The following is a 12,077-nucleotide window of genomic DNA, read 5'->3' on the forward strand; positions in this document are numbered from 1 at the left end:
CCCCAGCCTTAGGAGTATCCGACATGGCCCTGATAACCCTGCGACAATTGCTCGACCACGCCGCCGAGACCGGCTATGGCGTGCCCGCCTTCAACATCAACAACATGGAACAGGGGCTGGCGATCATGGAGGCGGCGCGCAAATGCGACGCGCCGGTGATCATGCAGGCCAGCCGCGGCGCCCGCTCCTATGCCGGCGACATCATGCTGTCGAAGATGATCGAGGCGCTGGCGGCGATGTACCCGGAAATCCCGCTCTGCATGCACCAGGACCACGGCAATAACGAGGCCACCTGCATGTCGGCGATCCGCCACGGCTTCACCTCGGTGATGATGGACGGGTCGCTCGAGGCGGATGCGAAGACGCCGGCAAGCTACGAATACAACGTCGAAATCACCGAACGCGTGGCGCGGATGGCGCATTGGGTCGGGGCCTCGGTCGAGGGCGAGCTGGGCGTGCTCGGCAGCCTCGAGACCGGCGAGGGCGAGGCCGAGGACGGCCACGGCTTCGAGGGCAAGCTGAGCCATGACCAGCTGCTGACCGATCCCGACCAGGCGGTGGACTTCGTCACCAAGACCAAGGTCGATGCCCTGGCCATCGCCTGCGGCACCAGCCACGGCGCCTACAAGTTCTCGCGCAAGCCCGACGGCGACATCCTGGCGATGCGGGTGATCGAGGAGATCCACAGCAAGCTGCCGAACACCCACCTCGTCATGCACGGCTCGTCGAGCGTGCCGCAGGACCTGCAGGACATCATCAACGAGTTCGGCGGCGAGATGCCCCAGACCTACGGCGTGCCGGTCGAGGAAATCGTCCGCGGCATCAAGCACGGCGTCCGCAAGGTCAATATCGACACCGATTGCCGCATGGCGATGACCGGCCAGTTCCGCAAGATCGCGATGCAGAAGCCGCAGGAATTCGACCCGCGCAAGTTCCTCAAGCCCGCCATGGACGCGATGGAACAGCTCTGCGCCGACCGCTTCGAGGCCTTCGGTACGGCGGGCAACGCCCACAAGATCACCGTCATCGCCCAGGACGACATGGCCGCGCGCTATGCCGCCGGCGCGCTCGACCCGGCGGTTTCGGCCACGCGCAGCGCGGCCGAGTAAGCCCCCGGGACGCAAGAGAAGGAGACGACCGATGGACCAGTCCAATCGCTATGCCGACCTGAGCCTCAAGGAAGCCGACCTGATCGCCGGCGGCCGCCATGTTCTCGTCGCCTACATCATGAAGCCCAAGGAGGGCTACGGCTACCTCGAGACCGCGGCCCATTTCGCCGCCGAGAGCTCGACCGGCACCAATGTCGAGGTCTCGACCACCGACGATTTCACCCGCGGCGTCGACGCGCTGGTCTACGAGATCGACGAGGCCAGGGAGATCACCAAGATCGCCTACCCGATCGACCTGTTCGATCGCAACATGATCGACGGTCGGGCGATGCTGGCCTCGTTCCTGACCCTGACGATCGGCAACAACCAGGGCATGGGCGACGTCGCCTATGCCAAGATGCACGACTTCTACGTCCCGCCAGCCTATCTGAGGCTGTTCGACGGGCCCTCGACCACGATCACGGATCTGTGGCGCGTGCTCGGCCGGCCGGTCGTCGATGGCGGCTTCATCGTCGGCACCATCATCAAGCCGAAGCTGGGCCTGCGGCCGCAGCCCTTCGCCGATGCCTGCTACGACTTCTGGCTCGGCGGCGACTTCATCAAGAACGACGAGCCGCAGGGCAACCAGGTCTTCGCCCCGTTCAAGGAGACGGTGCAGCTGGTCGCCGACGCGATGAAGCGGGCGCAGGACAAGACCGGCGCGGCCAAGCTGTTCTCGTGGAACATCACCGCCGACGATTATCACGAGACCATCGCGCGCGGCGAATACATCCTCGAGACCTTCGGGCCGGATGCCGACCACTGCGCCTTCCTCGTCGACGGCTACGTCGCCGGGCCGCAGGCGATCACCACCGCGCGGCGCAGCTTCCCCAGGCAGTACCTGCACTATCACCGCGCCGGCCACGGCGCCGTCACCTCGCCCTCGGCCAAGCGCGGCTATACCGCCTTCGTCCTGGCCAAGATGGCGCGGCTGCAGGGCGCCTCCGGCATCCATGTCGGCACCATGGGCTACGGCAAGATGGAGGGCGAGGCCTCGGACACGATCATCGCCCACATGATCACCGAGGACAGCGCCGACGGGCCGTTCTTCCACCAGGAATGGCTGGGGATGAACCCGACGACGCCGATCATCTCGGGCGGCATGAACGCGCTGCGGATGCCGGGCTTCTTCGCCAATCTCGGCCATTCCAACCTGGTCATGACCGCCGGCGGCGGCTCGTTTGGCCATGTCGACGGCGCGGCCGCCGGGGCCATCAGCCTGCGCCAGGCCGAGCAGTGCTGGAAAGAGGGCGCCGACCCGCTCGAATTCGCCAAGGACCACAAGGAGTTCGCCCGCGCCTTCGAAAGCTTCCCGGGCGATGCCGACAAGCTCTACCCGGGCTGGCGCGAGGCGCTGCGGGTCGATACCGCGGCATGAAACCGGCGCGGGGCGGAGCGAGCCTTCGCCCCGCAATGCTTGATCCCGATCTCGGGCGGGGGTACCCCCGCCCCATGGATGACCCCAACCCGAGGCAAGGCCCATGACTTTCGACCGTTCCATCAAGATCGCCCCGTCGATCCTGTCCGCCGATTTCGCCAATTTCGGCGCCGAGATCCGGGCGATCGAGGCGCAGGGCGCCGACTGGGTCCATGTCGACGTGATGGACGGCCATTTCGTGCCCAACCTCACCTTCGGCCCGCCGGCGGTGAAGGCGTTCCGGCCGCACGTCAAGACCTTCATGGACGTGCATCTGATGATCTCGCCGGTGGATCAATATATCGAGGCCTATGCCGAGGCCGGCGCCGACATGATCACCGCCCATGTCGAGGCCGGGCCGCATATCCACCGCACCCTGCAGGCGATCAGGGCGCAGGGCGTCAAGGCCGGCGTCGTGCTCAACCCCGGCACCCCGGCCGAGGCGGTGGCCGATGTACTCGACCTCTGCGACATGGTGCTGATCATGACCGTCAACCCGGGCTTCGGCGGCCAGAAATTCATCCATTCGGGTGTCGAGAAGACCCGCAAGATCCGGGCGATGATCGGCGACCGGCCGATTCACATCCAGATCGACGGTGGCGTGACGCCCGAGACGGCGCCGCTGGTGGTCGCGGCCGGGGCCGATGTCCTGGTTGCCGGCTCGGCCGTGTTCAAGGGCGGTTCCGTCGACAATCCGGGGGGTTACGGCGAGAACATCCGGGCGATCCGCGAGGCGGCCGAGACCGCGCGCGGCTGATCGCCACGCGCGCTCACATTCGCTTTACCTTGCGGGCCCCGCCCCGCTCCCACATATTCACGGGAGCGAATTTCTAGGGAGGACTGGCCGCGATGGCTACGCGACGCAATTTTCTGACCGGTGGTGCGGCTTTCATGGCGGCGGGCCTGGCGACGGGGTTGTCGCCCCTCGCCCGCGCCTGGGCCGGGGCCGCGCTCGACCTTGGCGGCGGCGCCAGCGTCCAGACGCTGCATGACGGCAATCTGGTGCTGCCCGGCAGCTTCGTCTACGGCGACTCGCCGGAAGAACAGGCCAAGGCGATCATCGCCCGCTACGGCCTCAATCCGAACCAGCTCGAGCCCGACTGCAACGTCACGCTCTACCGCGACGGCACCAACACGGTGATCTTCGACGTCGGTTCGGGCCCCGACTTCATGTCGACCGCCGGCAAGCTGCCCGAGGCGCTCGACCAGCTCGGCCTCGCCGCCGAGGACGTGACCCATGTCATCTTCACCCACGGCCACCCCGATCACCTCTGGGGCCTGCTCGACGATTTCGACGAGCCGTTCTTCGCCAATGCCCAGCACATGATGGGCCAGGCCGAGTTCGACTACTGGACCGACGAGAACACGCTCAGCACCATCGGCCAGGCGCGCCAGACCTTCGCCGCGGGCGCCAAGCGGCGGCTGGACATGATCGCCGACCGGATGAGCTTCTTCCGCGACGGCGAGGAGATCGTGCCGGGCGTCGCCGCCCGCGCCACCTTCGGCCACACGCCGGGCCACATGTCCTACGAGATCCGCAAGGGCAGCGAGAGCGTCATGGTGCTGGGCGACTGCATCGCCAACCATCACCTCGCCTTCGAGCAGCCGGGCTGGCATTCCGGCTCGGACCAGGACGGCGATCTCGGCGCCAAGACCCGTGTCGCGCTGCTCGACCAGCTGGCGCAGGAGCAGATGCGCTTCATCGGCTTCCACCTGCCGCATCCGGGCTTCGGCCGGGCCGAGCGCAAGGACGGCGCCTACCGCTTCGTGGCGGAGGCCTGAACAGAGGAGACAGAGACATGGCGGTCAGCCCCCCGGTCTGCGATTTCGGCTGGAAAGCCCCGGATTTCACCCTGCCGGCGACGGACGGGCGCAGCCTGAGCTTTGCCGACATCGCCGGGCCGAAGGGCACGCTGGTCATGTTCATCTGCAACCATTGCCCCTACGTGAAGGCGGTGATCGACCGGATCATCCGCGACGCCAAGGACCTGCAGGCGCTCGGCATCGGCGTCGTCGCGATCTCGTCGAACGACGCCGTCGCCTATCCGCAGGACGGTTTTGCCGCCATGGCGGCCGAGGCCGAGCGCCATGGCTTCCCCTTCCCCTATCTCTATGACGAGAGCCAGGAGGTCGCCCGCGCCTATGACGCGGTCTGCACCCCCGATTTCTTCGGCTTCGACGCGACGGGCGGGCTGCAATATCGCGGCCGGCTCGACGCCTCGGGCCGCAACCCGGCGCCCGCGGGGGCGCGGCGGGATCTCTACGAAGCCATGAAGCAAGTCGCGGAAACCGGGCATGGCCCGGCCGAGCAGGTTGCCTCGATGGGCTGCTCGATCAAATGGAAGGCCGCATGACCCCAGTTATCTTCGATCTCGACGGGACGCTGATCGACAGCGCCCCGGACATCCATGCGACCGCCAACGCGGTGCTGGCGCAGGAGGGGCTGGCGCCGCTGACCCTGACCCAGATCCGCAGCTTCATCGGCAACGGCGTCGTCGTGTTGATGCAGAAGGTGATGGCGGCGCAGGGCCTGCCCGCAGAGGGCGCACAATACGAGCGCATGCTGGCCGAGTTCGTCGAGCGTTACGAGGCGGCGGTCAACCTGACCACGCTCTATCCCAATGTCGCCGAGAGCCTGGCCGCCCTGCGTGCCGAGGGCCGGGCGATCGGGCTCTGCACCAACAAGCCGGTGGCGCCGACGCGGTCGGTGCTGGCGCATTTCGGCCTGCTCGACAGTTTCGCCGCCATCGTCGGCGGCGACAGCCTGCCCCAGCGCAAGCCGGATCCGGCGCCGCTACGCCATGTCCTGGCCGCGCTGGGCGGCGGCCCGGCGGTCTATGTCGGCGACAGCGAGGTCGATGCCGCCACCGCCCAGGCGGCCGCCCTGCCCTTCGCCCTGTTCACCGAGGGCTACCGCAAGACCCCGGTGGACGATCTTCCCCACAACGAGAGCTTCGACGATTTCGCGGCCCTGCCGGGGATCGTCGCCCGCCTGTCCTGAGCCCGCCCTGCAAAGGAATGCCATGACCCCATCCGCCCTGATCTTCGATGTAGACGGCACCCTGGCCGAAACCGAGGAAGCCCATCGCGCCGCCTTCAACCGCACCTTCGACGAGGCGGGCCTGAACTGGCATTGGGATCGGGACACATACCGCCGCCTGCTCAAGGTCACCGGCGGCAAGGAGCGGATGCGGGCCTATGCCCAGGACAGTGGCACCGCCCTGCCCGACGCCCAGATCGTGACGCTGCACGCGATGAAGACCGCCGCCTATGGCGACCTGCTGGCCGAGGGTGCGCTGGCGCTGCGGCCCGGCGTCGCGGCGCTGATCGACAGCGCGCACGAGGCCGGGCTGAAGATCGCCGTCGCCACCACCACCAGCCCGGAGAATGTCGAGGCGCTGACCCGGGCCTGCTGGGGCAAGCCGGCCGGCATGGTCTTCGACGCCATCGCCGCCGGCGACATGGTGCCGGCCAAGAAGCCGGCGCCCGACATCTATCACCTCGCCCTGTCGCAGCTCGACCTGCCGGCGGATCGGGCCATCGCCTTCGAAGACAGTGCCAACGGCTTGAAATCGGCCAGGAAAGCCGGGTTGCGCGTGGTTGTCACACCGGGTATCTACACCGCGCACGAGGATCATGCCGCCGCCGACTGGCTGCTGCCTTCGCTTGCTCCAATCCACGTTCCGGACACGCTGCGCGAGCTCTTGCCGGCAGGATAGAAATTACACATTCAATACTTGCAATATGTATTTCGCTCCGTATATCGTGAACGGATCAACACGGAGCCAGTCATGCAAGCCGACGTTTCTGCTTTCTTCGATGAAGCCACCAACACCGTCTCGTATGTGGTCAAGGACCCGACGAGCGACGCCTGCGCGATCGTCGATTCCGTGCTCGATTTCGACTATGCCTCGGGCCGGACCGATACCCGCTCGGCCGATGCGGTGATCGCCCATGTCAAGGACAAGGGCCTCAAGGTCGAGTGGATCCTCGAAACCCATGTCCATGCCGACCACCTCTCGGCCGCGCCCTATATCCAGCAGCGCGTCGGCGGCAAGATCGGCATCGGCGAGAATATCCGCGTCGTCCAGGATACCTTCGGCAAGGTGTTCAACGAGGGCACCGAGTTCCAGCGCGACGGCAGCCAGTTCGACAAGCTGTTCCAGGAAGGCGACAGCTTCACCGTCGGCGCGATGGAGGGCCATGTGTTGCACACGCCGGGCCATACCCCGGCCTGCCTGACCTATGTCATCGCCGATTCCGCCTTCGTCGGCGACACCCTGTTCATGCCCGATTTCGGCACCGCCCGCTGCGACTTCCCGGGCGGCTCGGCCGAGACGCTCTATGCCTCGATCCAGAAGATCCTCGCCCTGCCGGACGAGACCCGGATCTTCGTCGGCCACGATTACAAGGCGCCGGGCCGCGAGGAATACGCCTGGGAAACCACCGTCGGCGAACAGAAGGCGAAGAACGTCCATGTCGGCGCGGGCCGCGACCGCGACACCTTCGTCAAGATGCGGACCGAGCGCGACGCCAAGCTGGCCATGCCCAAGCTGATCATCCCGTCGCTGCAGGTCAACATGCGCGCCGGGCAGATGCCGCCGGCCGACGAGGAAGGCAAGACCTATCTCAAGGTGCCGGTCAACGGGCTTTGACATTCAGGCCCGGCTTGGGAGGGCCGGGCCGCAACTTCGGGGCATCGCCCCGCCGGGGAGGATACATGGAAATCAAGCAGATCGCACCTGGCTTTGCGGCCTCGCCGCAGATCCGGCCCGAGGATGTCGGCCGGATCGCCGAGGCTGGCTACCAGACCATCATCTGCAACCGCCCGGACGGCGAGGCCGACGACCAGCCGCGCTCGGCCGAGATCGCGGCGGCGGCCCGCAGCGCCGGGCTCAACTTCCGCTACCTGCCGATCAAGCCCGGCCAGATCACCGACGAGACGCTGCACGCTTTCGACGAGGCGCTGGTCTCGTGCAAGGGGCCGATCCTGGGCTATTGCCGCACCGGCAACCGCTCGGCCTCGCTCTGGGCGCTCGGCCGCTCGAAGATGCTGTCGCCGGCCGCCGTGCTGGCCGCCACCAGCCAGGCGGGCTATGACCTTGCCGGGCTGCGGCCGCGGATGGAGGAACGTTTCGGCGGCGCCATCTCGAGCAGCGTGCCGCGCAAATACGACGTGCTGATCATCGGCGCCGGCTCGGGCGGGATCTCGGTCGCCGCCTCGCTGCTCAAGCGCCGCGGCACGCTCGACATCGCCATCGTCGAGCCGCGCGACATCCACTACTACCAGCCCGGCTTCACCCTGGTCGGCGCCGGCGTGTTCCAGCCCGAGGTGACGCAGCGCAACATGGAAGAGGTGATCCCCGAGGGCGTCACCTGGCTGCGCGGCGCGGTGGCCGAGTTCAACCCGGAGCGCGACGAGGTCATCCTCGAGGACGGTGCGCGCTGCAGCTACACCACGCTGATCGTCAGCCCCGGGCTCAAGCTCGACTGGGAGGCGGTCCAGGGCCTGCCCGAAACCATCGGCAAGAACGGCGTGACCTCGAATTACCGCTACGACCTGGCGTCTTACACCTGGAAACTGGTGCAGGAGATGAAGCGCGGCAAGGCACTGTTCAGCCAGCCGCCGATGCCGATCAAATGCGCCGGCGCGCCGCAGAAGGTGATGTATCTCTCGGCCGACCACTGGCGCCGGAACGGGGTGCTGGACGACATCGAGATCGATTTCTCGCTCGCCGGCAACGTGCTGTTCGGGGTGCAGGACTATGTTCCCGCGCTGATGGACTATGTCGAACGCTACGGCATCGCGCTCAACTTCTCGCACAACCTGGTCAAGGTCGACGGCAACGACAAGGTGGCCACCTTCCGCGTCACCGAGGGCGAGCAGACGCGGCTGGTCGAGAAGGAATTCGACATGCTCCATGTCTGCCCGCCGCAGACCGGGCTCGATTTCATCCGCGCCAGTTCGCTGGCCGACGCCGCCGGCTGGGTCGAGGTCGATCCCGCGACGCTGCAGCATGTCCGCCACGGCAACGTCTTCGGGCTGGGCGACGCCTGCTCGACCCCGAACGCCAAGACCGCCGCCGCGGTGCGCAAGCAGGCGCCGGTGGTGGCGATGAACGTGCTCTCGGTGCTCGATGGCCAGACGCCGGCGGCGGTCTACGACGGCTATGGCTCCTGCCCGCTGACGGTCGAGAAGGGCCGCATCGTGCTGGCCGAGTTCCTCTATGGCGGCAAGGTCGCCCCCAGCCTGCCGACCTGGATGCTCGACGGCAAGAAGGCCACCCGCGCCGCCTGGCTGATGAAGGAACGCCTGCTGCCGCCGCTCTATTGGCAAGGCATGTTCCGCGGCCGCGAATACCTCGCCAAGCCGCGGATGACCTTCCAGAAGATCGGCGGCGAATGATTCCCATCGATCGGGTCGCCTCCCTGACCCGGTCCAACAACCTCCCTGACGGTCGCCCTGCGACCGCCAACTCGGGAGAGCGGCCGACGCCCCCGGCCACGCCGCTCTCCCCTTTTCTTTTCGAAGGCCCGCGATGCTGAAACGCTATTTCCCGATCCTCGACTGGGCGCCGCAATACACGCGTGAGACGCTGACCAACGACCTGATCGCCGCGGTGATCGTGACGATCATGCTGATCCCGCAATCGCTGGCCTACGCGTTGCTGGCCGGCCTGCCGGCCGAGGTCGGGCTCTACGCCTCGATCGCGCCCTTGGTGATCTATGCGCTGTTCGGCACCAGCCGGGCGCTGGCGGTCGGGCCCGTCGCCGTCGCCTCGCTGATGACCGCCGCCGCGGTCGGGGAACTGGCGCAAACCGGCACGCCGGAATATCTCGGCGCCGCCATCGCGCTCGCCTTCCTGTCGGGGCTCATGCTGACCGCGATGGGCCTGGCGCGGCTCGGCTTCCTCGCCTCCTTCCTCAGCCACCCGGTGATTTCGGGCTTCATCACCGCCTCGGGCATCATCATCGCCGGCTCGCAGATCCCGCATATCCTCGGCATCCGCGCCGGCGGCCATAACCTGGTCGAACTGGTGCATTCGATCTGGGCCAATCTCGGCAGCCTCAACATCCTCACCCTGCTGATCGGCGTGCCGACCACCGCCTTCCTGTTCTGGACCCGGAACAGGATGAAGGGCTGGCTGAAAGCGCGCGGCATGACCGACAGGATGGCCGGCACCGTCGCCCGCACCGGCCCGGTGATGGCGGTGGCGGCGACGACGCTGATCGCCTTCGCCTTCGGGCTCGAGAACCACGGCGTGCGGATTGTCGGCGACGTGCCCAAGGGCCTGCCGGTGCCCAGCCTGCCGCCCCTCGACCTCGAACTCTGGGCCAGGATCGCGATCCCGGCGCTGCTGATCGGCATCGTCGGCTATGTCGAGACGATCTCGGTCGCCCAGACCCTGGCCGCCAAGCGGCGCCAGCGTATCGACCCGGACCAGGAACTGATCGCCCTCGGGACCTCGAATATCGGCGCGGCGCTGTCGGGCGGTTTCCCGGTCACCGGCGGCTTCTCGCGTTCGGTGGTCAATTTCGACGCCGGGGCCGAGACGCCGGCGGCCGGCGCCTTCACCGCCATCGGCATGGCGCTGGCGACGCTGCTCTTGACCCCGGCGCTCTACTACCTGCCCAAGGCGACGCTGGCGGCGACGATCATCGTCGCCGTGCTCAGCCTGGTCGATCTCGGCGCGCTCAAGCGGACCTACGGCTACAACCGCGCCGATTTCGCCGCCATGCTGGCGACGATTCTGGTGACGCTGGGCTTCGGCGTCGAGCTCGGCATCATCGCCGGTGTCGCCCTGTCGCTGGCGCTGCATCTCTACCGCACCTCGCGGCCCCATGTCGCCGTCGTCGGCCAGGTGCCCGGCACCGAGCATTTCCGCAATGTCGCGCGCCACGCCGTGGTGACGGCGCCCGACGTGCTGTCGATCCGGGTCGACGAGAGCCTCTATTTCCCCAACGCCCGCTTCCTCGAGGACCTGATCTACGACGCCATCGCCGAGAACAAGGAGCTGAAACACGTCGTGCTGATGTTCCCGGCGGTCAACGATGTCGACAGCTCGGCGCTGGAGAGTCTCGAGGCGATCAACGCGCTGTTGCGCGATGCCGGCGTGCAGCTGCACCTGACCGAGGTCAAGGGGCCGGTGATGGACCGTCTGAAGAAGACCCATTTCCTGCACGAGCTGACCGGCGAGGTGTTCCTGACCCAGTACGACGCGCTGCGCAAACTGGCGCCGGAACTGACGGCGAAGGCGCTGGCCGCCTGCCGCCGCGAGACCCTGCGCAGCGCCGGTTGACAGGCGGAGGGGGCTGTCTGCCCCCTCTTCGCGCCAGGGCGCGAATTCACCCCCGAGGATATTTCTGTGCAGAAAGAAGGCGGCAGGGAGCGCCAGGGGGCTTCTTCTTTGGCCAAATACTCCCGCCGGAGGCGTCCGCCGGTTCTTGATCCCGTCCCCCTCGGCTGCCATAGGGCGAGGAGGTGACTGGGAGATTGCGATGCGGGAACGGGATATGCCGATGGTGCTGTCGGAGGCGGTGCGGGCCGCGCTGGCCGAGGGGGCGCCGCTGGTGGCGCTGGAATCGACCATCATCACCCATGGCATGCCCTGGCCGCGGAATGTCGAGACGGCGCGGCGGGTCGAGGCCGAGGTCCGGGCGGCCGGCGCGGTGCCGGCGACGATCGCGGTGCTGGACGGCGTGCTGCATATCGGGCTCGAGGACGGGCAACTCGAGGCGCTCGGCAGGGCCGAGGGCGTGGCCAAGCTGTCGCGCGCCGACCTCGCGGCCTGCATGGCGCGAGGCGGCACCGGGGCGACGACGGTGGCGGCGACGATGATCGCGGCGCGTCTGGCCGGGATCTCGGTCTTCGCCACCGGCGGCATCGGCGGCGTCCATCGCGGGGCCGAGCTGTCCTTCGACGTCTCCGCCGACCTGCAGGAGCTGGCCCAGACCCCGGTGACGGTGGTCGCGGCCGGGGCCAAGGCGATCCTCGACCTGCCGAAGACGCTGGAAGTGCTGGAAACGCTGGGCGTGCCCGTCATTGCCTATGGCCAGGACACCCTGCCGGCCTTCTGGTCGCGCGACTCGGGCCTCGCGGCGCCGCTGCGGATGGACGGTGCCGGAGAGATCGCCGCCGCCCATCTGATGCGCGGCCGGCTCGGCCTGCCGGGCGGCCAGCTGATCGCCAATCCGATCCCGGTCGAGGCGGAAATTCCCCGCGCCGAGATGCTGCCGGCGATCGAGCAGGCGCTGGCCGAGGCCGAAGCGCAGGGCATCGCCGCCAAGGCCGTGACGCCGTTCCTGCTGCAACGGATCTTCGAGATCACCGCCGGCCGGTCGCTCGAGGCCAACATCGCGCTGGTGCTCAACAACGCGCGCCTGGCCGCCGCCATCGCCCGCGAAATCGGCAGCGCCGGATGAGCGCGGGCGCCCGGCCGCGCGGCAGTTCATCGGCCATTGCCGCGGCGCGGTGGAGACCCTACATTCCTGCGGCGCAGAGAGAGCGGACA

11 protein-coding genes are annotated in these 12,077 nt (G+C 67.8%); all 11 read left to right on the plus strand.

Features of this window, described 5'->3' with window-relative positions:
• Positions 1–23 precede the first annotated feature (23 nt).
• Positions 24–1,109, plus strand: coding sequence for a class II fructose-bisphosphate aldolase (fba, locus tag ACFOES_RS05085; protein WP_377832096.1), 1,086 nt, complete (start codon positions 24–26; stop codon positions 1,107–1,109).
• Positions 1,110–1,140: 31 nt separating this feature from the next.
• Entirely contained in the window at positions 1,141–2,526 is a 1,386-nt protein-coding gene (locus tag ACFOES_RS05090) for a ribulose-bisphosphate carboxylase (RefSeq protein WP_377832097.1), read from the plus strand.
• Between the two features lie 103 nt (positions 2,527–2,629).
• Positions 2,630–3,322: a ribulose-phosphate 3-epimerase gene (gene rpe, locus ACFOES_RS05095; RefSeq protein ID WP_377832098.1), complete on the plus strand. Its 693-nt coding sequence runs from the start codon at positions 2,630–2,632 to the stop codon at positions 3,320–3,322.
• Positions 3,323–3,414: 92 nt separating this feature from the next.
• Complete coding sequence (locus ACFOES_RS05100; protein WP_377832099.1) at positions 3,415–4,347, plus strand: MBL fold metallo-hydrolase; 933 nt, start codon at positions 3,415–3,417, stop codon at positions 4,345–4,347.
• A 17-nt stretch (positions 4,348–4,364) separates the two neighbouring features.
• On the plus strand, positions 4,365–4,919 hold the full coding sequence (locus tag ACFOES_RS05105; protein WP_377832100.1) for a thioredoxin family protein: 555 nt from the start codon (positions 4,365–4,367) through the stop codon (positions 4,917–4,919).
• A complete protein-coding gene (gene gph / locus ACFOES_RS05110; protein WP_377832101.1) occupies positions 4,916–5,566 on the plus strand; it encodes a phosphoglycolate phosphatase in 651 nt (216 codons plus the stop codon). The genes ACFOES_RS05105 and gph overlap by 4 nt, the downstream gene beginning before the upstream one ends.
• Positions 5,567–5,588: 22 nt before the next feature.
• The gene (locus ACFOES_RS05115) at positions 5,589–6,284 is read left to right on the plus strand and encodes an HAD-IA family hydrolase (RefSeq protein ID WP_377832102.1); all 696 of its coding nucleotides are present in this window, start codon (positions 5,589–5,591) and stop codon (positions 6,282–6,284) included.
• Between the two features lie 72 nt (positions 6,285–6,356).
• A complete protein-coding gene (locus tag ACFOES_RS05120; protein WP_377832103.1) occupies positions 6,357–7,220 on the plus strand; it encodes an MBL fold metallo-hydrolase in 864 nt (287 codons plus the stop codon).
• A gap of 65 nt (positions 7,221–7,285) precedes the next feature.
• A complete protein-coding gene (locus tag ACFOES_RS05125) occupies positions 7,286–8,971 on the plus strand; it encodes a TIGR01244 family sulfur transferase (RefSeq protein WP_377832104.1) in 1,686 nt (561 codons plus the stop codon).
• Positions 8,972–9,104: 133 nt separating this feature from the next.
• Positions 9,105–10,865, plus strand: coding sequence for a SulP family inorganic anion transporter (locus tag ACFOES_RS05130; protein ID WP_377832105.1), 1,761 nt, complete (start codon positions 9,105–9,107; stop codon positions 10,863–10,865).
• Positions 10,866–11,064: 199 nt separating this feature from the next.
• Positions 11,065–11,988 (plus strand): pseudouridine-5'-phosphate glycosidase, encoded by a 924-nt coding sequence (locus tag ACFOES_RS05135; RefSeq protein ID WP_377832107.1) that lies wholly within the window; start codon positions 11,065–11,067, stop codon positions 11,986–11,988.
• Positions 11,989–12,077: the final 89 nt, after the last annotated feature.

The sequence above is a fragment of the Acidimangrovimonas pyrenivorans genome, assembly GCF_042643245.1.
Lineage (GTDB): Bacteria > Pseudomonadota > Alphaproteobacteria > Rhodobacterales > Rhodobacteraceae > Acidimangrovimonas > Acidimangrovimonas pyrenivorans.